The organism is Novosphingobium sp. SG707, from assembly GCF_012275515.1.
In the GTDB taxonomy this organism is placed as follows: domain Bacteria; phylum Pseudomonadota; class Alphaproteobacteria; order Sphingomonadales; family Sphingomonadaceae; genus Novosphingobium.
Genome location: NZ_JAAZQL010000001.1, coordinates 1148173 through 1169262, shown reverse-complemented (window position 1 = coordinate 1169262; position 21090 = coordinate 1148173). Strand labels below are relative to the sequence as shown.

The window sequence follows — 21090 nt, the reverse complement described above, 5'->3', positions numbered from 1 at the left end:
ATCCCATGTCACGTATCGGCGCCCCGGCCATGGAGGCCGCCCCCGAGGGATCACAGGCCACCCTGCAGGCGATCAAGGCCAGGCTGGGTCAGGTGCCCAACTTCTTCCGCGTCCTGTCGAACAGCCCGGCCGTCATCACTGCCCATGCCGCCCTCAGCCAAAATCTCGGCAAGGCGCTTGATCTCAAGACGCGCGAGCGGATTGCTCTGGCCGTGGCGGCGGTCAATGGCTGCGAATATTGCGATGCCGCGCACAGCTTTACCGCCTTCACCTTCGCCAAGCTGAGCCATGAAGAAATCGCCATGGCCAAGCAGGGTGATGCGCCGGAAGCCAGGGATGCCGCCGTGGTAGCCTTCGCCCGGCAGGTGGCCCACACGCGCGGCAAGGTGACGCAGGCCGATCTCGAACCGTTGCGCGCGGCCGGTTTCACCGAGGCGCAGATTATCGAAATCGTAGCCACGGTGGCGGAGAATTTCTTCACCAACCTGATCAACAATGTGGCCGGAACGCAGGTCGATTTCCCCGCAATCTGAATGTTCCGCCGTTTTTTCGGCCATGCCAAGGCATCGTGCGACCCGCTCGTGCGATGTCTTGGCGCATAAGGGTCATTGTGTCCCCAGATCCCGCTTACCAATCCCAGACCTGCGGGAAACCCTGCTCGGCCAGCCATGTCGGAACGTGGACCGCCGGGGCAAAGCCACGGCCCGGATCGGCAAGGGCCCGGATGCGCCGCAACTTGTCGGGCCTGCCCTGAATGATCGCTGCCATGGCAACAGTCTGATACCTGTCGCAAATGACCGCGCCCATATCTATCGCAATGGCGCGGCGCGCCTGATCCAGATCGTAATGGGGCCAGGATACGCGCATGGTCAAAGGGTCCTGAAACCACCGTTGCTCGATGCCGATCCTTTCGGCCATGGCGTGCAACTGATCCAGATCCGGCGAGAACATATGGCACATCAACCGCCCGCGCAGGGTGTGAATGGCGCTGTCGACATAGACACTCATGGCATCACCGGCGGTTGCACTGTCATTCCCGTCCATCTAGTCTGGGCTCCGGAGGCCCGAGCATGTCCGACCATCCTTGGCTGATTGCCGCTTTCGACCGGTTGAATATTCCCGGCGATATCCGCGCGCTCATCATCGACCATCATAGCGAACCGCATCGTTACTACCATACGCTTCGCCATATCGATCTTATGCTGCGCCAGATTCCGGCCGAGCATCCTTTCGCGTCCGAAATGGCGGCGGCGGCGCTGTTTCATGACATCATTTATGACCCGACCCGCTCCGACAATGAGGAAAGATCACTGGCCCTGTTCGAGTCCGTTGCAGACAAATGCGCACCGCCGCCGCTCGACAGATCATTGGTCTCAGCGATGATCATGGCAACCAAGAGCCACCATTTCCGGCAGGAACGCAAGGTCGAGGATGAAGCGGTCAATCTTCTCCTCAAGGCCGATCTGAGCATCCTGTGGCATTCCGATCCTGCTGTCTATGCATGGTATGCGGCGGGCGTCCGCCAGGAATATGCCTTCGTGCCCGAGGATCCGTTCCGCGCGGCGCGGGCGAAAATATTGACCGGGCTTGGCGATGATCTGCTTCAGAGCCGCCAACTGACCGTGGCAGAGGCCAAAATGCTGGAGCGCAATATCGGGTGGGAGTTGGGCGCAAGCAACTTTGGCCCTGGCTGATTTCTTCTCAACACCGCCCATGACTGCCCTTGAGTATTGCCGAAAATCATCCTGATGCCAATAGCGGGGCGGGCAATGAATTTGCTGCGATATGTTTGCAAAAAATCGCATGTTCTCTGAAGATGTTTAGGTTATCATGCCAATGTAAAACCCCTTAAGGAAAAAGTCATGGGGCATCGTTCCGGCTTTGAAGTTGAAAATATTTCGGGCCGCTTGTCTAATCGTAGCAGCTTATTGCTCCGTATTTCTACGAGCAACAATCCCGATGAATGGCTAGAGCAGATCATCCAGCATACCGACCGCCAGGACGATATTTTCATCGAACTCATCAACCGATGCCCCTTTGGCATCTATGTAATTGATGAGAACATGTGCATCCTTGCCATGAACGAGCGTTCGCAAGACGGCGCCTTCCGCAATGTCCGACCCGTGATCGGCCGCCCCTTTCGCGAAGCCATGCATATTCTGTGGCCCCCCGAAACGGCGGAGGAAATCATCGGCCGGTTTCGCCATACGCTGGAAACGGGCGAACCCTATCTTTCGCGCAATTTCGTGCGGAACAGGAACGATGTGGATGATGTGGAAGGCTATGAGTGGGAATTGCACCGGGTGCGCCTGCCGGATGATCAGTTGGGCGTGATTTGCTATTATTATGATTCAACCGAACTTCGCGCCGCGCAGCGCGCTCTGGCCGACAGTGCGCGCCGCCAGCAATTGCTGATTGAGGAACTGAACCACCGCGTGAAAAACACGCTGGCGGTCGTGCAGGCTCTGGCGCGCCAGACCTTTGGGCTTGAGGCTGCATCAGCCGCCCAGCATGAGACGTTCAGCCGCCGCCTTGTCGCGCTGGCCCGCGCGCATGATTCCCTGACGCAGACCCATTGGGAACATGCTACGCTGCCCGATGTCATTGCGGGATCTGTCGAATCCTGCGGCGTTTCCGATCAGGTGCAGGCCAGCGGTCCACAGGTCTTGCTGGACCCGAGGGCGGCGGTCACTTTTGCTCTGGCCCTGCATGAACTCTGCACCAACGCGATCAAATATGGCGCGCTTTCCCGCCCGAACGGCAGCGTGACCATCGCCTGGGAATGGATTGGAGGCCAATTGCATTTCGTCTGGACAGAGGCGGGCGGTCCACAGGTTTCTCCGCCCGAGAAATATGGGTTCGGCACCAGAATGCTGGAGCGGGCATTGGCGGGTGATCTGGAGGCCGATGTCGATCTCGATTACGCGGCCGAGGGTCTGGTCTGCACCATCAAGGCGAACAGCGGCGCCCTGTGCCGTCTTGGCAAGGAGCCGTCGTAATCGCCGGTGAGGCCGCCCGACGGGGCGGCGCTCGCCTTTGACGCTTTTTACCGCAAGGGGCGCCGCAGCGCCCGCCGGCCGCCGGGCAGGGGCAGCTTGTCCTCATCGACCAGCACGCCCTGTTTGATCACCGCGACGATGGCCTTGGCATTGTTGATGTCCCGCGCCGGATCGGCCGAGAGCAACACCGCATCGGCCAGTTTCCCGCACTCGATACTGCCCAGATCCGCTGCTCGGCCCAGCAGCATCGCGCCATTGAGTGTGGCCATGCGCAGGATCGCGGCGGGCGCGATGCCTTGCTGCTGCAACAATTCCATTTCCCGATGCACTGCCGGGCCCAGCGACTGGTCGGTGCCGATCGCCACCACGCCGCCTGCCTCATAGACCTTGCGGATGTTCTCGGCGGCCACCGGCGTCATCAGCTTCATCCACCATGTCCAACCCCGCGCCTTCCACGCGGGCAGGGTTTCCTTGCGCAAGGTCTCGATTTCCTGCGGCGAAAGTGCGGCTTTATAAAGCGGCTGATCGAGATATTCGGGATGTTCGACCAACCGGCTGTAGCCATCGCCAATTGTCAGCGTGGTGGCAAAGGGCGTCTTTTTCGCGCCCATTTCTCGGGCAAAACCATCGCTGATCGGCGCCTGAATGACGGGATGGGCCAGGGCATCGGCCCCCACCGAAAGCGCCTCGACCGAGCGGATTTCGTTGGAGGTGTGGATCACCGTGCGTACTCCGTGGCGATTGGCCTCCACAATGATCTGCTGCATCAACGGCAGCGGCATCAGGGACACCATCGGGCGCGTGCCCCAGCCATGCTCCTCATAGGTGATCTTGACGATATCGGGCTTTTGCTCGCGCAGATAGGCGAGGAATTTGGGCCGATCCGCAGGCCAGTCGGCGATCCGCACCGCCACCGCATCGGCATGGCTGCCCGGATAGGTCACCAGATTGCCGGTGGCCATGATATGCGGCGCGGCGATCTTGCCCGCGCGTTCCTCGGCGCGCAGGCGCAGGATATAGGGCGCATAATTGCCCGCATCGAACAGCGTCGTCACGCCCGAATAGAGATAGCCCGCCAGCACGCCCACGCCCATCTCATGGGCCTTTTCCAGCTCGGCGGCGGAATAGGTCGGCTGGATAGGCAGGTCGTTTTCATCAAGCGGCGCCTCGGCCGCCGGATTGGCGTTCGAGGGCAGACGGATATGGGCATGCGTTTCGATCAGGCCGGGGATCAGGAATTGCCCCTTGGCATCCATATGCCGACCCGATGCGCGCGAGGCCGAGGCAGTGGGGGCGATGAAGGTAAAGCGGCCCTTGTCGATCCCCACGCTCATATCGGCGCGGGCAGGCGCGCCCGTGCCGTCCAGCAGGGTCACATGGTCGATAATCAGATCCTCGGCCCGCGCCGGAGCCGATGCCAGCGCGGCGGCCATGGCCAGGACGGATAGAAACGCACGCATATTCACTCTCCCTGCGCGATGCCTGATTGTTTGAAAATAATGCCGTCGCGCATCACGAAACGGACATTGAGAACCTGCGCAATGTCGCGGATCGGATCGCCGCCCAGCGCGATCACATCGGCCAGCATCCCCGGCGCAATCCGCCCGCGATCCTTCAGGCCCATGGCGGCGGCGGCATTGACCGTGCCGGTTTTCAGTGCCTCCATCGGGCTCATCCCGGCGGCGACATATTCGATCATCTCGCGCCCGTTGGTGCCATGGGGCGAAATGCCCGAATCCGTGCCCAGCGCGATGGGAACCCCCAGCCGCACCGCCATGCGCGCCAGCTTCTTCGGCTGATCGCCCAGCAGCAGCATCTTGGCCATCGAGTTTTCGTTGAGATTGCGGAAGGGGCCTTTGCGCACTTTTTCCGGCGTATCGCCCACCCAGTCGATGGGCCAGACCGTGGGCACCAGCCATGTGCCCCGCGCCTTCATCGCCTTGAGGCTTTCCTCATCCGCCCACATCGCATGTTCGATACTGTCATAGCCTGCGCGCACGGCGGCATCGATGCCTTCCTTGCCATGGGCATGGGTGGTCACTTTGCGGCCCATCGAATGCGCGGTCCAGGCGATGGCCTGCAATTCGGCGTCGGTAAACTGCTGGCCGGTGCCGGTGTCCGAACTGTCGGTGACGCCGCCGGTCACATGGACCTTGATGACATCGGCCCCCGCGCGGATCGCCTCGCGGGTAGCGCGCATGCAATCATCGGCGCCGTTGCAGGTGTTGCCGCGATCGGCCGCCGCCAACAAAGCCTTGCGCAGGCCATGGACATCGGCATGGCCGTTCGTGGGGCTGATTCCGGCGCCTGCGGCCAGGATATGCGGCCCGGCCACGATCCCGGCCCGCACCGCATCGCGCAAGGGATAGATCGCCCCATCCGCCGCGCCCAGATCGCGCACCGTGGTAAAGCCCGCCATCAGCGTTGCCCGCGCATTGCGCGCGCCGTTGAGGGCAAAGAACCCATCCTCTTCACGCAGGGCAGCATCGGGCATATGCCCGGCGATGCCGCCGCTGGTCAGATGGACATGGACATCCATGAAGCCGGGCATCACGAATTGATTCTTGAGATCAATCACCTCGGTGTCGGAGGGCAGGCCAAGCGTGGCGGCCTCGGGCCCTCCGGGGTGGATAGCGGTAATCCGTCCATCCGCGCCTATCACCAGCGTGCTTTGCCCCCGCACCGCCTCGCCCGGCACGGCCAGTAAGGCTCCGGCGCGCAGCAGGCGCAGGCGGCTATGTTCGGCTTCGGGTTGGGCCGGGGCGCCCGGCGTGGCCAGAGCGGCCTGCGCGGCGGGCGACAGGGCGCTTTGGGCCAGCGCATAGGGCGCCATCGCCGCGCCGCAGAGCAGGCCGGACAGCATAGCCCATCGAAGCAGGTTTGGCATGATTGACCTCATAAGGTGGGAGTGGGCGGATGGAAGGGCGGAAAGCAGCCTGGAGCAATTCGCTCTTTAACGTATGCAAAATCATATGATATAATTCATGCTGACGCAAGTTTCAGCGATAGCGTTCGATCAAAATTGCGCTATCATCGCGATGAAGGCGGGCCATCGCCGCCGGGGGAAAGGGAATTTATGCGTAAACTGGCATGTCTGGCTCTGGCCGCAACGATGTTGGCCTCGGTTCCGGCCCATGCGGGCGATGTGGTGGTCCATGCCGGGCGGCTGATCGATGGCGCTGGCGATGCGGTGCGCGAGAAAGTCTCGATCCTGATCCATGATGATCGCATCACCGGGATTGAGGCGGGTTTCATTACCCGTCCCGGCGCGGCGGTGCTCGATCTGTCGGACAAGACGGTGCTGCCCGGACTGATCGACACGCATGACCATATCACCCATGGTTTCCACCCCGGCGACCCGATCCGCAACGCCGTGACGCGCAGCGATTTCCAGCGCGCCATCGACGCGACCGCCTATGCCCGCGCCACCTTGCTGGCAGGCTTTACCTCGGTGCGCGATTGCGGGGGCGAGACGGCGGTGGTCGTGGCGCTCAAGCGTGAGATTGCCGAAGGGGCGGTGCCGGGGCCGCGCCTGTGGGTGGCCGGTTCAGCGCTGGGGCCGACGGGCGGGCATGGCGACGGGGCCAATGGGCTGAACCCGGAAATCGCGGAAATTCCGCATATTGCCGACAATCTGGTCGATGGGGCCGATGATGCGCGCCGCACCGTGCGCCGGTTGCATCGCGAAGGGGTGGATCTGATCAAGATCATGCCTTCGGGCGGGGTGATGTCGATTGGCGACAATCCCGACTGGCAATTGATGAGCGACGATGAAATCAAGGCGGTGGTGGAAACCGCCCATGCGCTGGGGATGAAGGTGGCGGCCCATGCCCATGGCAAGCAGGCGATCGACCATGCCATCACGCTGGGCGTCGATTCGATCGAGCATGGATCGTTTGGCGATGCGGGCAGCTATAAGCTCTACAAGCAATATGGCACCTATCTGGTGCCCACGATGCTGGTGGGCGACAAGGTCTATCAGCGGGCCAAGACCCACCCTGAACAGCTCAATCCCTCGACCGCCGACAAGGCTTTGCATGTGGCCCCGGTGCTGCGCAAGAACCTGCATGACGCCTATCTGGCGGGGGTGAAGATAGCCTTTGGCACCGACACTTTCGGCATGTCGGTCCATGGCGAGAATGCGCAGGAATTTGCGCTGATGGTCGAGGCCGGGATGAAGCCGATGGACGCGATCCGCGCCGCCACCGGGGTTGCCGCCGAATTGCTGGGCAGCAAGGATGTGGGCCGCGTTGAGGCGGGGCGTTTTGCCGATCTGGTGGCGGTTGATGGCGATCCGTTGCAGGATGTGCGGCGGCTGGAGAAGGTTTCCTTCGTCATGAAGGGCGGTGCCGTGGTGAAGCAATCGGGCAAGAGCACGCTGTAAATGGACAGGTTCGACCGCGCCATTCTGGGCGCGCTGGAGCGCGATGCCCGCCAGTCCTTCGCTGATCTGGCCGAGGAGGTGGGCATGTCCAAGACGCCCTGCTGGAACCGGGTGCAGGGGCTGGAGGCGTCGGGCGCGATCCTTGGTTATCGCGCGATGGTCGAGCCGGAAGCGGTGGGGCTGACGCTGGACGCCTTTGTGCAGGTGTCGGTCAGCTTTGCCGACCATGCCGCGTTCGAGGCGGCGGCCTGCGCGCATCCCAGTGTGATTGCCTGTTATACCACGGCGGGCGATGCGGATTATCTGCTGCATGTGATGGCGCGCGACGTGGCCCATCTGGACGGATTGTTGCGCGGGCAATTGCGCCGGATGCCGGGGGTGGAGCGGTTCAACACCACCATCGGCATGAAGCGGATCAAGCGGGCGGGCGCGGTGATGGCAGCGGCGGAATAGAGTTCCTTGCTGGTCCTTTGGCGTTGTGATCTATTCTGCGCAAGGGCGATGTGGCGGGAAATCAGGAACCCTTTTCCGGATATGCTGGAATAGGATGTTGCGATTCACACCTTGCCGGAGCTTTGCGCCATGCCCCCCGCCATGTCCCCTGATGTCGCTCTCAACCAATGGATCCGCCACGATTTCGCCGCGATCAACACCGCGCTGGAGGAACTCTATTTCGCGCAAGGCGACCGCGCGCAGGTCGAGGGCATAGGCGGCGAGCTGAAAGAGGAACTGGTGCGCCGGGGCGAGGAATTGCTGGCCCCCCTGCTGGCCGAGGGGCGCACGCATGACGGGTTTGACGGCGCGCTCGAATTGCTGGGCGATGTGGGCATGTATCTGGGGGCGCTGCGCCGCCACGAACTGACCAACCCGGACCGCGAGACCACCTCGCCCTTTGCCACGGCCAGCGCGCTGGCGCTGCATGTGGGCGTGTCGATCGGTATGGCGCCGCGTTTCGCCACCGCGCATCTGGCCACGCATAATCGCGCGGTGGGCGGGTTGCGGCGCAGTTTCACCACTTTGCACGACGAATTCCTGTTCATCGATGAGAACACGCGAGGCATTTTCGGCCTGCAAAGCGCCGCCTATGCGCTGACCCGTCTGGTGCCGCTGGGCGCGAGCAGCCCGGTGGCCGATGTGCTGTTTGCCGAGGCAGAAGGAGCGCTGAAAGGCGTGGCGGCGTGCAATGCGCGCTTATTTGAAACGCTTGACATTGATCGCTTTTTCTATTGCGTGCGGCCCTATTACAAACCTTATCGCGTGGGGCGGCAGGTCTATCGCGGGGCCAATGCGGGCGATTTTGCCGGGATCAACGAGATCGACCTGATGCTGGGTCTGTGCCGGGCCAGCGATCCCTATTACGCGCAATTGCTGCATGAAAAGCTGCCCTATATGCTGCCGGCCGAACAATTGCGCCTGCGCGAGTGTATGAGCCGCCGCTCGATCCTCGATCAATTGCTCGATCATGTGGAGAGCGACCGCGATGCGCCGTGGTTTGTGGCCAATGTGCGGGCCTTTCTGGGGGTGTGCGATGCGTTTGGCGCGATTGCGGCCCAGCATCACGATCAGTTGGTCAGCCGTTTCGTGGCCGGTCCTGCGCAGACAATGGCGCCGGGCCATATGCAGGGCATCACCGCCAGCGGGCCGCCGCTGGAGGCTTTGCTGCGCTCGCTCGAAATCCTGCGCGATCTGCGCATGGCCGCGCCGCGCGGCGATATTGCCAGCAGGCATGAGGATATGGCGCGTCTCCGCGCCGCCATCGGCGCGTAAAGAGAAGGGGAGCGGTGAGGCTCCCCTTGCTCCTCCTGCGAACGCCCTTTGCGGGTTATTCGTAATTGATGCCCGGATTGGTGCCGGGATGGATCAGGCCCAGCACGTCGAGCCCTTCATCGCATGTGCATTGCAGCGAATGACGGATCTTGCGCGGGAAGAAGATGACATCGCCGCCCTTGACCGGGGCGCGGAAATCATCATTCCAGATGACCCCGGTGCCCGAGATGATGATAAGCGCCTCCTCGTAAAGGTGGCGGTGCATTTCGGCCTTGGAGCGCGGGATATGGCCGATGAATTGCGCGGTGTTGCGCAATCCGTGGCGATCGTCGAGCAGCACCTGGAAATAGCGCGGGCCCATGGCCTGCCGCGCGGCTTCGTCGATCAGCGCGATGCGTTCGGGACAGGTTTCGTCAAAGGCGTCGCCCATGGCCGCCCGCTCGGACAGGCTGTTGCCGCCGGGGCATTCCGAGACATAGACGGCCAGTGGGCTGGAGGCGGTCAGACGGAAGCCCTCGCCGCGGCGGATATAGACGCCGCAGGGGCCATCGAGGGGAAAGCTGCGCCCCTCGATTTCGACCACGCCCGCGCCATGCCGCACCCACAGCACCACATCGCCCACATCCGAGGCGAGCACCGGCGAGGAACCGGAGGGCAGCGTCAGATAGAATTGCGACTGATATTGCGCCCCGGTGTCGGGCGCGACCAGCCGGGCCAGCGCATAAACATCGCCCATCGCAGGCGGCGAAACCAAATAGCAGGGCGTGTTGAGGCGGGCGAAACCATCCGCATCAGCCTCAACCAGCGTGGTGTTCTGCGGCTCTTCCTCGTCCTTATATCCGCCGGGCAGGTTCGAATGCTCGCCATCGCAGAACGGGCCGGTCCTGGTCTGCTTGCATCCGCACAGCAGCACTTCCTCGGCTTCCTTGGCCACATATTCGATGGGCTCAAACCCGGTGCCCTCGTGCGAAACGCTGTCGCAGAAAGGCTGGCGCTTGGAGAGGCCGCAGGCGCACCATTTGATCTTCTGCCCGGCGCGCAATTCGCGGTAATAGGGCTTGCGACTGGCGATATGGGCCTTGCGGGCGGGGCAGGTGTCAGCGGCTTTGCACTCGGTCACAGCAGACTTCCTTGATTGATGCGGGTCGGGGGTTGTTCCGCCTAAAACATGAAAACGGATATATATCCTGATGCAATTTGCGGCAAGTCCGAATCGCTAGTACCCCCGGCTTTCCGCCATTTTTCGATGCTGCGGCGCAGCGAAACCGCCAAAATCATGGCAAGGGGCAAAATTGCGTAGGCGATGCAAAATAGTGTCATATGCAAGTTAAATGGCGGAATTGCGCGCCTTTGTCGGCCCCGCCAATCCTGCAAAACCGGGCAATTTGCCAAGCTGGTAAAATGCTGCGTCATGCGCCAGTTGATTTCATATGATTTTGCATTCAATGATGACGTCACATCCCGGCAAGACCCCGATTGGCCGACCAACAGCACAAACCATCAGCCAAAAGGGCCGGGCCAGACCAATCCATAACCCATCAAGGGGGGAACATGAGACCTGCCACTTTCTCGCGTCTGACCGCTCTGCTCTGCACCTCCGCCAGCCTTCTGGCGCTTGCCCCGATGAGCGCCCATGCGCAAAGCGCTGAGGCTGCCTCGGCCCCCGGCGAAATCGTGGTCAGCGCCCAGCGCCGCAATGAATCGCTCTCCAAGGTTCCCATCAGCATCGCGGCCTTCAGCGGCAAGGATCTGGAAAAGACCGGCATCACCGACGTGTCGGAACTGTCGAAAGCGACCCCCGGCTTCCACGTCAGCCCCGGCGCGACGATCGGCGGCGGCAATAATATCTCGATCCGCGGCGTTTCCACCACGCAAGGCGCGGCCACGGTCGGCATCTATATTGACGACGTGCCCACCCAAAGCCGCGCCAACAACTGGACCCAGCCGGTCAGCCCCAGCCTGTTCGACCTTGAACGCGTCGAAGTGCTGCGCGGCCCGCAGGGCACGCTTTACGGCGCCAGCTCGGAAGGCGGCACGGTCCGTTTCATCACCACCGCGCCCAGCCTTAGCCAATGGAGCGGCAAGGCGGTTGGCGAGGTCAACTTCAACGCCAATGGCGGCATCGGCTATGAGACCGGCGTTGCGATGGGCGGCCCGCTGATCGCCGACAAATTGGGCATCCGGGTTTCGGTCGATAATCGCCGCGACGGCGGTTTCGTCGACCAGATGTCGCGCACCCAGACCGGCAAGGTTTTGAACAGCAACATCAACAGCACCGACAATACCTCGCTGCGTGTGGCGCTGACCTATGCGCCCAATGACAAGCTGACCATCACGCCCTTCTTCAATTATCAGCGCCTCCACGGCAATGACAACGGGTTGATCTGGTCGGGCGTCTGGCCCACCTCGGGCAAGTACCAGAGCTTTGAACAGATCGGCACGCCCTATACGGACGAGATCAAGATCGGCAGCCTGAAGATGGCCTACAATTTCGGCGGGGCCACGCTGACGTCGATCACCTCGGGCAACTGGCGCGATCTGTCGCGCGTGGATGATTACACGCAGGTGGCCGCTTACAATATCTTTGGCGCCAGCAAGACGGCGGCCTTCATGGCGGCCAATCCCAATTTCGGCTCGCCCCAATCGACCGCCACCAAGCAGACCCTGTTCACACAGGAAATCCGCCTGACCACCAATGACCAGACCGCGCCGATCTATGGCACGGTGGGCGTGTTCCTTTCCACCTCGAAGCAATCGCTGCTTCAGGTCGAATGGGGCGATGCCAATGCGTCCTATCCCGCGGCGGTCTATTTCCTGCAGGGCGGCGCCTTGGTGCCGGGCAATGCGTTCAATTACAATGTGAACAGCGGCCCCTATTCGGCGGGCGGCATTCTGGCCAGCAAGTATCAGGTGGAAATCGACCGTCAGGCCTCGGCCTTTGCCGATGCGACATGGAACGTGACGAGCAAGCTGAAGATCAATGCGGGCGTTCGCGTGGCCCGGCAAAGCTATTCGTTCCAATATATCGGCAACGGCTATTTCCAGGGCGGGGTGCAGATCCTGCCGCTGACCTCGACCAAATCGACGCCGATCAATCCCAAGTTCAACATCTCGTGGCAGACCAATCCCAACCTGCTGCTCTATGCGACCGCAGCCAAGGGCAACCGCGCGGGCGGGGCCAACCGTCCGATCCCGGCCGCGCGCTGCGCCGCCGATATTGCCCAGAACGGCTCGATCCCGCAGACCTATGGCGATGACAGCGTGTGGAGCTTTGAAGGCGGCATGAAGGGCCGCTTCATGGGCGGCAAACTGTCGGTTTCGGGCAGCGGCTTCTATCTTAAGTGGCACAATGTTCAGCAGAACCTGTCGCTTTCGAACTGCTCGTTCAGCTATGTCGGCAATTTCGGGGACGCGACCAGCAAGGGCTTTGACCTGTCGGTTTCCGCGCGCCCGACCACATGGGCCACGATCAGCGGCAATGTCGGCTATACCAAGGCCACGCTGGACCAGAACGTCACCGGCACCGCCAATGCCGGCACGGGCGTCGCCCCGGTTCTGGCCACCAAGGGCAGCGCTTTGTCCTTCGTGCCGGACTGGACGGCGGATGTGGCGCTCGATCTCAACCATCCGCTGCCGTGGTATGGGCTCAACGGCTCGCTGCGTGTCGATTATCAGTATGCGGGCCAATATACGCGCACCCCGGCGCTGGGTTCGACCCTGTATAATGCCATCAATTTTCAGGGCGATGCCTATGAACTGGTCAATCTGCGCGCGGGTGTGGCGAAGGACGCATGGACCTTCTCGGTCTTTGCCAAGAACCTGACCAATGCCTATCCTACGCTGTACAAGAGCTCGCAGTCGGGTGCGGCCAATATCTTCCTGATGACCTCGACGCTGGCGCCGCGCACCATTGGCGCCAATTTCACCTATCGCTGGTAAGGATAAGGGGAAGGGGGCGTTTCGCCTCCTTCCTTTCCGGCCGTGAAAGGCAGGCAACAAAAAAGGGTGAGAGGGACATATCCCGCTCGCCCTTTTTGTCGCTCCGGCGCGATTACGGCTTGCGCGAAATCAGCGAAACGAGGCTGTGAACGCCTTGCGCATAATTGCCCAGCCGCAGGTTTTCGTTGGCCGCATGTTGGTTGTCGTCCAGATTGACCAGCGGCAGGATCACCACCGGGGCCTTCAATTCGCGCACCAGAGGCTCGGTCGGCACGCCACCGCCCATCAGCGGGATCACCACCGGATCGCCGCCGAAACTGTCCTTCAACCCCCCGATCAGCCAGCGCCCCATCGGCTGTGCCGGATCGGTGAACAGGGCTTTGGAAAAACTGCCGCCCTTGATCGTCGCCAGCAGGGGATAGCGGGCGCGATCCTCAGGCGTTGGCGCGCCGTCGATCAGGTGAAAGCCCATGGCCTCGGCTTGCGAGCGGATGAGGGCGAATTCATGGTCAAAGCTGACGCCGGGCACCGTGCGCAGATCGAGCGCGGCGCTGGCGTCTGCCGGGATGATCGAGCGGTCTAGCACGCCGCCCGAACCCGCAAACAGGCCCACGACATTGAGTGTGGGCACCGCCATCGCCTCGCGGTAATTGGGCACAAAGCCTTCCGCCTTGGCCACGCCCGCGCGCTTCAACAGGCCCGCTTCATCATCCTCGACCGGATAGGCTTTGACCGCCGCCTTAAACGCTGGGTCGATGCCATCGTAATATCCCGGCAGCGTCACCTTGCCGTCGGCATCCTTGAAACTGGCGATCAGGCGGGTCAGGTTCTGCGCCGGATTGGGCACGACATTGCCGTAATGGCCCGAATGCATCGCCTCGGACGGGCCATAGACCTTGATGGTCAAGCCGCCGCCGCCGCGATGGCCAAAGACCACCGTGGGCTTGTTGCTGGCATGCATCGGCCCGTCCAGCATCACCACGACATCGCCTGCCAGATCGGCGCGATTGTCGGCCACCACCTTGGCCAGAGTGGGCGGGCCGCCTTCCTCATGCGAATCCGCGATGAAACGGATGTTGACGGCAGGCTTGCGGCCCGACGCCTTCATTGCGTCCACCGCCGCGATCAGCATCATGATCGGCGCCTTGTCATCGGCGGCGGAGCGGGCAAACAGGCGCGCGTCCGATTGCGGTCCGGCCTGCGCGCTCAGTTGGTCGAGCGGCAGCGTGGCGCAAGTGTCCATATTGGCGCAGGCGCGCAAAACGGGCGTAAAGGGATCGGCCTGTTTCCACTCCTTGGGATTGACCGGCTGCCCGTCCATATGGGCATAGAACAGCACCGTGGGCGCCTTTGGTCCGGCGCCTGCCCATTCGCCCCACACCATCGGCGTTTCGCCATCGGGCAATTGCCGCGCCTTCCAGCCATGGGCCTTCAATTTGGCCTCCAGCCACGCGGCATTGGCGCGAATATCGGCGCTGGATTTGGGCGTGACATTGGGCAGGCGCAGAAATTCCACCAATTCGCCAAGCGTGGCGGCGGTGGCCTTGGTTTCGGCGGGCGTGATCGGCCCGGCCAAGGCGCCGCCCGCCATCAGGGTCAGTGGGATGGCAAGAAGCGAGCGATGAAATTTGATCATTTCCAGCAATTTCCTCAAGCCAGCCTTCAAGCCAACAGGGCGCGGTTGGCCAGCAGAGCATCCACAAAGCGATCCACATCGGCAAGCGTATTGTAGAAATGGAACCCCGCGCGCAGCCGCCCATCGCGGCATGAGGTGATGACATCCCGCTCGGCCAGAGCGGCCACCAGAGCATTGTCATCTTGCGCCACCACGGTCAGCAAAGGCCCGCGTCGCGCCGGATCGGTGGGCGAGTTCGTGGCGATGCCCTCCTGCGCCAGACGGGTGATGGCGAGCGCGGTCAATTGCCCGATCCAGTCGCCCACGGCGGGCAAGCCGACCTCGCCCAGAACCTTCAGCCCCGCCGCGCAGGCAATCGCGCTGGGGACAGGGGGCGTGCCTGCTTCGAAGCGGCGGGCGGTGGGGCTGGGGGTGTTGGCGAAAATGTCCATCGCGTTGATGTCTGCCTGCGCGAACCAACCGCTGGTGCGCGGGGTCAGATGGGCGGTGGAACTGGCGCTGGCATAGAGAAAGCCTGCGCCTGCCGTGCCCAGCAGATATTTGAGGAAGCCGCCGACATAGAAATCGACGCCGAGATCGGCGGGGCGGATCTGTTGCGTGCCGATGATCTGATAGCCATCGAGGATGACCAGCGCGCCCAATTCATGCGCGCGCGCCACCACGGCGCGAATATCCGCGTCGGGAATGCGCCCGCCATGGCGATAGCAGACATGTGAGAGCGCCACGATAGCGGTCTGCTCGTCAATCGCGCTCAACAGCGCGTCGAGCGGGATCAGGCCGTCTTCCGCTTCGGCGACATGGACGACCTGCGCGCCCGCTTTGGCCTGCGCGTGCCAGATCTGGGCGCTGGTGGGAAAATCGAAATTGGTCACCACGATCTTGGGCCGCGCCGTATAATCGAGCGAGGAGGCCACCGCATTGATCCCCGCCGAGGCCGAGGCCGTGATCGCCACCTCATCGCCCGCCACGCCCAGCATTGCGGCCATGGCCTCGCGCAATCCTTCATTGGCCATCACCCATCCGCCCCAGTCGGCGCCGACCTCTTCGCGCCGGTCGAGATAGGAATCGAAAGCCGCCCGCACCCCGCGCGCCAGCAGGCTATAAGAGCCGGAATTGAAATAGGCGAGGCGCGGCAGCGAGGGGAACTGGCTGCGCAGGGCGTCAAGATCAAAGGAAGGGGTCACGCGATAGTCTCCGAATAAAGGGCGGATCAGCGGCTGAGCTGCGAGATCATCAGCACCAGAATGGACAGCGGCACGATGACCGCGGTGAACAGCCGCCACACTTTGTGCAGCGCCGGGGGGAGGGTGGTTTCGGACGCGCTGAGGCGGCGGCGCAGCGCGTATCCGGCAAAGAGCGCGATCAGCAGCGCGTTGATCGGCAGGAGAAACTCGCTGATCCCATGGTCGAGCGCATCGAAGAAAGTCTTGCCGCCAAAGCCGGGGATGAAGGCGAGGGGATGGACATCTTTAAGCGTGCTGAAAGACAGCAGCGAGGGCAGGCCCACCATCCAGATCGCCAGACCCGTGCCATAGGCCACCAGCGGGCGCGGCCATTGCTTGCGCTCCAGCCAATAGGCCGCGACCGGTTCGAGCATGCCCACCGCCGTGGTAAAAGCCCCCAGCGTGATGAGCGCAAAGAACAGCGCGGCGATGAATTGCCCGCCCGGCATTGCGCCAAAGGCCACCGGCAACGTCACGAAAATCAGGTTCGGCCCCTCCGCAGGCGTCAGGCCGTGGGCCAGCACGATAGGAAAGATCGCCAGCCCCGCCAGCAGCGACACCGCCACCACCGATCCGGCCACCACGCCCGCCGATTTGGGCACCGAAACCCCAGCGGGCAGATAGGCGGCATAGGTCATCAGCACGCCCGCGCCGATGGCGGTGGAAAACAGCGCCTGCCCCATGGCGGTCAGCAGGCTGGCGGGGGTCAGGCGCGCGAAATCGGGCGCGATCAGGAAATCGACCGCAGGCCCCAGACCCACCGTGATCGCATTATACAGCACCAGCCCGATCAGCACGGTGAACATCGCCACCATCTTGATGCGCGAGACGATTTCGATCCCGCGCTGAACGCCGAGAGCCACCACCGTGGCCGTGCCCATGATGAAGGTGAATTGCATCGCCCCCTGTCGCCATGGCGATCCGATCAGCGTTTCGAACAGATGGCGCGAGGCCCCGGCATCGGTCCCGGCAAAACCCTGCGCGACGGCCACGCGCGTGTAATCGAGCGACCAGCCAGCCACCACGCTGTAATAGCTCAGGCCAAAGAAGGGGACGGCCAGACTGAGCCAGCCCACCACGCGCCAGAAGGGTGAGGCGTTTTCTTCGGCCACCAGCCGACGGACTGATCCGATCACGCTGCCCATGCCCGCTTTGCCAAGGCTCATTTCGGCGATCATCAAAGGCACGCAGAGCGCCGCGATGAACAGCATATAGACCAGCACAAAAGCCCCGCCGCCATTGGCCCCGGCCACATAGGGAAAGCGCCAGAGGCTGCCCAGCCCGATGGCGGCCGCCGCCGTTGCCAGCACAAAGCCGAGGTTGGAGGTCCACAGGTCCTTGTTATTTTGGCTGCTCATCATTGTCCCCATGGCGCTTTGCGGGGGCGGCGCCATTCATATTCATAATCATATACATTCTGAAATGAATTGTGCAATATGGAGTCACCGGATGGAAATCCTCGCCAAATTGCGTAAAGGAGCCAGGGGGAGCCTTATCTATGAACCCTGATATGACCGATGAGACACAGGCCGATGGCAATGGATGGCTGGGAGATTTCCTGCCATATCAGATCTATCGCGTCAGCAGCCTGATGAACATCCGCCTGAGCGGGCGGCTGAAGGCCAGCGGGATCAACCTCTCGCAATGGCGCGTGCTGTCGGTTTTGCGATCACAGGGGCAGATGTCGATGTCGCAGATTGTCGATCGCACCTTGATGGAGCAGCCCACGATCAGCCGCGTTATCAGCCAGTTGCACAATGACGGCATGGTCGAACGCGAGATTTCGCCCGAGGATTCGCGCGTGGCGCTGGTGTCGCTCAGCGAACGGGGGCGAGCATTGTTTGACGAGATCGCGGTTTCGGCGGTGCGGCATCAGAAGATTGCGCTGGACGGGGTCAGCAAGGCCGACATTGCCGCGCTGCGCCGCGCCCTGTCGCAGATCGAGGCGAATATCAGCGAGGTTTGACGATGGCTGACAGCGCAACCGATTCTCGCGAGCCGCATCCCCATATCGGCGGGGCCTATACGATCTTTTATTATGATGATCTGGGTGCGGCGGCGGATTGGTATGCCAATGTGCTGGGCCTGACGCGGATGCTGTCGGCGCCGGGGCTGGAGATTTTTCGCCTGGGCGGATCGTCCTGCGTCGCGCTGGTGGGCGCGGGCCATGGCAGCCAGATGCCGGTGCGCGAGGCGAACAAGGGCGTGATCCTCTCGCTGGAAACCGAGGATCTGGAAGGCTGGCACGCGCGCCTGTTCCGCATGGGCGTGGCGGGCGCGGGCGAAGGGCTGCAGACCGGAGTCGACGGGCGCACGCTGGAATTCAAGGTGCGCGATCCGGGCGGTTATTGCGTCGAATTTTTTGAGTGGATCTGATCGTCGGCACGCCTAAGGCCGGTTGAGAGGGGGGGCGACCATGCCTCCTCCCAACCGGCCCATCAAGCGCCCTTAGCGGGCGGCCTGCCCACCGCGTGCTGCCTGAATGGCGGCGTGAAATTCGTCCTTGGTCATGTTGATCATCAATCCCTTTTCGCCCGGCGCCAGCGAGGCGATGGGAATGGTGACCTTGCCCTGTGTGGTGGTGACAACGACATTCTTGTCGTTCTCTTCCGAAATTGTGCCGACCTGTTCGCCGATCTTGTCATAGATATTGTCGCCAATATTAGGCGTAACAGCATGACTGGTCGTGTCCGCTGCGGCAGAATCAGTAGGAGCCTGTGAAGTCTGCGGAACGTTCTGGGCATGAATTGCATAGGGCGCTGCAGCAATAAAGGTTGCAGCGAGGATGAATTTAAGTTGTTTCATGGCATAATCTCCGGTTTCCTCCCGGTGCCATTCCATTTATTGTCGATGGGTCGAGATATCTATTCAAATGCGATAAAATATTGCTTGGGCGCGATAAGCTGTTCTGGACGAATCGTATGGAAAACCGCCCCGACGCCCGTCAAAACCCCGCCTGACAAGGCTTATATGGGGAAAACGAAGCGGATGATCAGGCCGCCCCCGGCCCGGTTGTCGGCCGCCACGGTGCCGCCATGCAGGGCCGCGATGCGCGCCGTGATCGCCAGCCCCAATCCGGCCCCGCCGCTTTGCGCGCCGCGCGCCTTGTCCACCCGATAGAAGGCTTCAAAGATCCGCTCCAGTGCCTCCTCGGGCACGCCTTCGCCGCGATCGGCCATCGCAATGCAGATCCGGTCGGGGCCGGTCTCGAGCGTAATGGCAATCGCCTCGCCCTCGCCGGAATGGCGGATCGCATTGCGCAAAACATTGTCAAAGGCCCGGCGCAGCAGATCGGGATCGCAAGGCATCGCAATCCCGTCGGGCGCGCTCAGGCGCAGCGCGATCCGGCGCTGCTCGGCCTCGATCCGCGCATCGTCGACTGCCTCGCCCAGCAATTCGGCCAGATCGACCAATTGCCTGTCCAGTTGCCGCCCCGGCGTGTTCATGGCCGAAAAACGCAAGGTGTCGCCGATGATCCGGTCCAGCCGGTCAATGTCGCGCTCGACCCGCGCCAGATGGGTTTCCAGATCCCCCGCATTCTGCCGCGCCAGCGCCGCGGCCACCCGCAGCCGCGTCAGGGGCGAGCGCAATTCATGGCTGATATCGCGCAGCAACTCGTCCTTGCTGTCGAGCTGCTGCTGCAACTTTTGCGCCATCGTGGTGAATTCGGCCGCCAGACTGCCCAGTTCATCGCGCCGCGCCATCAGCCAGTCTTCGGGCCGCGCGCCCAGATCGCCTTCGGCCAGCCTGCGCGCGCTGGCCTGCAGCGCGACCACCGGATGGCTGATCTGGCGCGCCAGCCACCACGCCATCGCCCCGCTGACCCCCAGTGCCAGCAGGCCCATCGCCACCCAGACATCATAAGAGCCCAGCACATCGAAAACGGTGGCCCCCGACCATCCCGCCACCAGCCGCCAGCGCCCGCCGGGCAAGGGCGAAAACAGCAGCACATGGCTGCGCCGCCGCATAAAGCCGGGGGTGGTCGGAGGGGCCGGCGGGTTGTCGGCGGCCGCCTGATCCGGGCGCAGCCGCAGCGGAACTGCGCGGCCGAGCATGTCGCGCCCCTGTGCATCCAGCACAAAGACCATGATATTGTCGTCCCTGCGCGCCTCGCGCGCCAGCCATTGGCGCAGACCCGCATCGCCGCCCGCGCGCCACGCCCGCGATGCGCCGCGCAGCAAGGCGCCCGGATCGAAGGCCTCCAGCGCCTCGGCCCGCGCCCATGCCACGGCCACCGTCACCCCCACCGCCGAAGCGGCGATCAACGCCATGGCCAGCCAGAAGCTGAGGAAAATACGCGAGAAAATCGACCTCACACCGCGCCCTTGCCGCCCAGCGCCACCAGCACATAACCCTGGCCGCGGATGGCCTTGATATCGACCATGCCCGGCGCGGCGGCGGACAATTTGCGGCGGATATTGCTGATATGGGTGTCGATGCTGCGATCCTGATTGAGCAGCCGCCGCCCCAGCACGGCCTGCGTCAGCGCATCGCGGCGGTGGATCTGCTGCGCCTCGCCCGCCAGGGTTTCCAGGATGCGGAACTCCGTGCCCGTCAGGCCCAGCGGTACGCCCGCCAGACGGGCGACAAAGCGCGTGGAATCCACCTCCAGCCCGGCAAAGCCGGAAAATGCCGGGCGCGCCGGTTCGCGCGCCTCGAACCGTCGCAGGATCGCCCGCATCCGCGCCACCAGCTCGCGCGGGTTGAAAGGCTTGGGCATGTAATCATCCGCGCCCAGTTCCAGCCCGACAATGCGGTCCAGATCGCTGCCCCGCGCGGTCAGCATCAGCACCGGCATCATCGAGGTCTGGCGGAGCTGGCGCAGCACCTCCAGCCCGCCAAGGCCGGGCAGCATGATGTCCAGCACCGCCAGCGCATATTGCCCTTGCCCCGCCACGCGCAGAGCCTCGAGCCCATCATGCACCGCGCTCACGGCAAAACCCTCGGCGCCCAGATATTCGCCCAGCATATCCGTCAGTTCGGCGTCATCATCAATGATCAGCACCGGGCAGTTCATGCCTGCGCCTCTCCCATGGGCTTTGTTGCCGCTCTGCCTAGCCGCGCGGCCCGGTCTTGTCACCCTTGGGCGATGACCTTCACATTTCTTGACCTTTCCCCACAAGTCTTAACGCCGAAAGAACG

20 protein-coding genes are annotated in these 21090 nt (G+C 62.9%); 9 read left to right on the top strand and 11 right to left on the bottom strand.

The window, feature by feature from the left end; genetic code table 11:
- Window positions 1–5: 5 nt before the first annotated feature.
- On the top strand, window positions 6–533 hold the full coding sequence (locus tag FHW92_RS04735) for a peroxidase-related enzyme (protein WP_168602023.1): 528 nt from the start codon (window positions 6–8) through the stop codon (window positions 531–533).
- A gap of 94 nt (window positions 534–627) precedes the next feature.
- Here FHW92_RS04735 and FHW92_RS04730 read toward each other — a convergent pair whose 3' ends face one another.
- Complete coding sequence (locus tag FHW92_RS04730) at window positions 628–1008, bottom strand: DUF4031 domain-containing protein (protein WP_210428354.1); 381 nt, start codon at window positions 1006–1008, stop codon at window positions 628–630.
- 62 nt (window positions 1009–1070) lie between these two features.
- On the opposite strand from FHW92_RS04730, the gene FHW92_RS04725 reads away from it, so the two are divergent.
- Window positions 1071–1694: a metal-dependent phosphohydrolase gene (locus FHW92_RS04725; RefSeq protein WP_168602021.1), complete on the top strand. Its 624-nt coding sequence runs from the start codon at window positions 1071–1073 to the stop codon at window positions 1692–1694.
- A 234-nt stretch (window positions 1695–1928) separates the two neighbouring features.
- Complete coding sequence (locus tag FHW92_RS04720; protein ID WP_246869900.1) at window positions 1929–2999, top strand: HWE histidine kinase domain-containing protein; 1071 nt, start codon at window positions 1929–1931, stop codon at window positions 2997–2999.
- A gap of 47 nt (window positions 3000–3046) precedes the next feature.
- On the opposite strand, the gene FHW92_RS04715 is transcribed toward FHW92_RS04720, so the two are convergent.
- Window positions 3047–4459, bottom strand: a complete 1413-nt coding sequence (locus FHW92_RS04715) for an amidohydrolase family protein (protein ID WP_168602019.1) — start codon at window positions 4457–4459, stop codon at window positions 3047–3049.
- Window positions 4460–4461: 2 nt separating this feature from the next.
- Window positions 4462–5886, bottom strand: coding sequence for an amidohydrolase family protein (locus FHW92_RS04710; RefSeq protein WP_168602018.1), 1425 nt, complete (start codon window positions 5884–5886; stop codon window positions 4462–4464).
- A 189-nt stretch (window positions 5887–6075) separates the two neighbouring features.
- On the opposite strand from FHW92_RS04710, the gene FHW92_RS04705 reads away from it, so the two are divergent.
- From FHW92_RS04705 to FHW92_RS04695, 3 genes are all read left to right on the top strand, one after another.
- Window positions 6076–7383 (top strand): amidohydrolase family protein, encoded by a 1308-nt coding sequence (locus FHW92_RS04705; protein WP_168602017.1) that lies wholly within the window; start codon window positions 6076–6078, stop codon window positions 7381–7383.
- Entirely contained in the window at window positions 7384–7836 is a 453-nt protein-coding gene (locus FHW92_RS04700) for an Lrp/AsnC family transcriptional regulator (RefSeq protein ID WP_168602016.1), read from the top strand. It abuts the gene before it with no gap.
- A 141-nt stretch (window positions 7837–7977) separates the two neighbouring features.
- On the top strand, window positions 7978–9150 hold the full coding sequence (locus tag FHW92_RS04695; RefSeq protein WP_168602015.1) for a monodechloroaminopyrrolnitrin synthase PrnB family protein: 1173 nt from the start codon (window positions 7978–7980) through the stop codon (window positions 9148–9150).
- 55 nt (window positions 9151–9205) lie between these two features.
- Here FHW92_RS04695 and FHW92_RS04690 read toward each other — a convergent pair whose 3' ends face one another.
- Together FHW92_RS04690 and FHW92_RS04685 are read right to left on the bottom strand one after the other, a co-directional pair.
- Window positions 9206–10270: a cupin domain-containing protein gene (locus FHW92_RS04690; RefSeq protein WP_168602014.1), complete on the bottom strand. Its 1065-nt coding sequence runs from the start codon at window positions 10268–10270 to the stop codon at window positions 9206–9208.
- A 41-nt stretch (window positions 10271–10311) separates the two neighbouring features.
- On the bottom strand, window positions 10312–10563 hold the full coding sequence (locus FHW92_RS04685; protein ID WP_168602013.1) for a hypothetical protein: 252 nt from the start codon (window positions 10561–10563) through the stop codon (window positions 10312–10314).
- 138 nt (window positions 10564–10701) lie between these two features.
- On the opposite strand from FHW92_RS04685, the gene FHW92_RS04680 reads away from it, so the two are divergent.
- A complete protein-coding gene (locus tag FHW92_RS04680) occupies window positions 10702–13089 on the top strand; it encodes a TonB-dependent receptor (RefSeq protein ID WP_168602012.1) in 2388 nt (795 codons plus the stop codon).
- Between the two features lie 112 nt (window positions 13090–13201).
- Here FHW92_RS04680 and FHW92_RS04675 read toward each other — a convergent pair whose 3' ends face one another.
- From FHW92_RS04675 to FHW92_RS04665, 3 genes are read right to left on the bottom strand one after another with little or no spacing between them, the layout of a single operon-like run.
- Complete coding sequence (locus FHW92_RS04675) at window positions 13202–14725, bottom strand: M20/M25/M40 family metallo-hydrolase (protein ID WP_168602011.1); 1524 nt, start codon at window positions 14723–14725, stop codon at window positions 13202–13204.
- Window positions 14726–14751: 26 nt separating this feature from the next.
- Window positions 14752–15909, bottom strand: coding sequence for an aminotransferase class V-fold PLP-dependent enzyme (locus FHW92_RS04670; protein ID WP_168602010.1), 1158 nt, complete (start codon window positions 15907–15909; stop codon window positions 14752–14754).
- Window positions 15910–15935: 26 nt separating this feature from the next.
- On the bottom strand, window positions 15936–17309 hold the full coding sequence (locus FHW92_RS04665) for a sodium-dependent transporter (protein ID WP_246869899.1): 1374 nt from the start codon (window positions 17307–17309) through the stop codon (window positions 15936–15938).
- A 137-nt stretch (window positions 17310–17446) separates the two neighbouring features.
- On the opposite strand from FHW92_RS04665, the gene FHW92_RS04660 reads away from it, so the two are divergent.
- Window positions 17447–17914, top strand: coding sequence for a MarR family winged helix-turn-helix transcriptional regulator (locus tag FHW92_RS04660; protein ID WP_168602009.1), 468 nt, complete (start codon window positions 17447–17449; stop codon window positions 17912–17914).
- A 2-nt stretch (window positions 17915–17916) separates the two neighbouring features.
- Entirely contained in the window at window positions 17917–18324 is a 408-nt protein-coding gene (locus FHW92_RS04655) for a VOC family protein (RefSeq protein WP_168602008.1), read from the top strand.
- Window positions 18325–18396: 72 nt separating this feature from the next.
- Here the strand turns inward: FHW92_RS04655 and FHW92_RS04650 are convergent, their stop codons facing one another.
- The 3 genes from FHW92_RS04650 to FHW92_RS04640 all read right to left on the bottom strand — a co-directional run bounded on the left by FHW92_RS04650 (window position 18397) and on the right by FHW92_RS04640 (window position 20965).
- Window positions 18397–18753, bottom strand: a complete 357-nt coding sequence (locus FHW92_RS04650) for a hypothetical protein (RefSeq protein WP_168602007.1) — start codon at window positions 18751–18753, stop codon at window positions 18397–18399.
- Window positions 18754–18914: 161 nt separating this feature from the next.
- Window positions 18915–20264 (bottom strand): ATP-binding protein, encoded by a 1350-nt coding sequence (locus tag FHW92_RS26195; RefSeq protein WP_168602006.1) that lies wholly within the window; start codon window positions 20262–20264, stop codon window positions 18915–18917.
- Complete coding sequence (locus FHW92_RS04640; RefSeq protein ID WP_168602005.1) at window positions 20261–20965, bottom strand: response regulator transcription factor; 705 nt, start codon at window positions 20963–20965, stop codon at window positions 20261–20263. The genes FHW92_RS26195 and FHW92_RS04640 overlap by 4 nt, the downstream gene beginning before the upstream one ends.
- Window positions 20966–21090: the final 125 nt, after the last annotated feature.

Coding starts and splice junctions, on each gene's coding strand:
- FHW92_RS04735 (WP_168602023.1), top strand. CDS start 6: ATGTCACGTATCGGCGCCCCGGCCATGGAGGCCGCCCCCGAGGGATCA.
- FHW92_RS04730 (WP_210428354.1), bottom strand. CDS start 1,008: ATGAGTGTCTATGTCGACAGCGCCATTCACACCCTGCGCGGGCGGTTG.
- FHW92_RS04725 (WP_168602021.1), top strand. CDS start 1,071: ATGTCCGACCATCCTTGGCTGATTGCCGCTTTCGACCGGTTGAATATT.
- FHW92_RS04715 (WP_168602019.1), bottom strand. CDS start 4,459: ATGCGTGCGTTTCTATCCGTCCTGGCCATGGCCGCCGCGCTGGCATCG.
- FHW92_RS04710 (WP_168602018.1), bottom strand. CDS start 5,886: ATGCCAAACCTGCTTCGATGGGCTATGCTGTCCGGCCTGCTCTGCGGC.
- FHW92_RS04705 (WP_168602017.1), top strand. CDS start 6,076: ATGCGTAAACTGGCATGTCTGGCTCTGGCCGCAACGATGTTGGCCTCG.
- FHW92_RS04700 (WP_168602016.1), top strand. CDS start 7,384: ATGGACAGGTTCGACCGCGCCATTCTGGGCGCGCTGGAGCGCGATGCC.
- FHW92_RS04695 (WP_168602015.1), top strand. CDS start 7,978: ATGTCCCCTGATGTCGCTCTCAACCAATGGATCCGCCACGATTTCGCC.
- FHW92_RS04685 (WP_168602013.1), bottom strand. CDS start 10,563: ATGACGCAGCATTTTACCAGCTTGGCAAATTGCCCGGTTTTGCAGGAT.
- FHW92_RS04680 (WP_168602012.1), top strand. CDS start 10,702: ATGAGACCTGCCACTTTCTCGCGTCTGACCGCTCTGCTCTGCACCTCC.
- FHW92_RS04675 (WP_168602011.1), bottom strand. CDS start 14,725: ATGATCAAATTTCATCGCTCGCTTCTTGCCATCCCACTGACCCTGATG.
- FHW92_RS04665 (WP_246869899.1), bottom strand. CDS start 17,309: ATGATGAGCAGCCAAAATAACAAGGACCTGTGGACCTCCAACCTCGGC.
- FHW92_RS04660 (WP_168602009.1), top strand. CDS start 17,447: ATGAACCCTGATATGACCGATGAGACACAGGCCGATGGCAATGGATGG.
- FHW92_RS04655 (WP_168602008.1), top strand. CDS start 17,917: ATGGCTGACAGCGCAACCGATTCTCGCGAGCCGCATCCCCATATCGGC.
- FHW92_RS04650 (WP_168602007.1), bottom strand. CDS start 18,753: ATGAAACAACTTAAATTCATCCTCGCTGCAACCTTTATTGCTGCAGCG.
- FHW92_RS04640 (WP_168602005.1), bottom strand. CDS start 20,965: ATGAACTGCCCGGTGCTGATCATTGATGATGACGCCGAACTGACGGAT.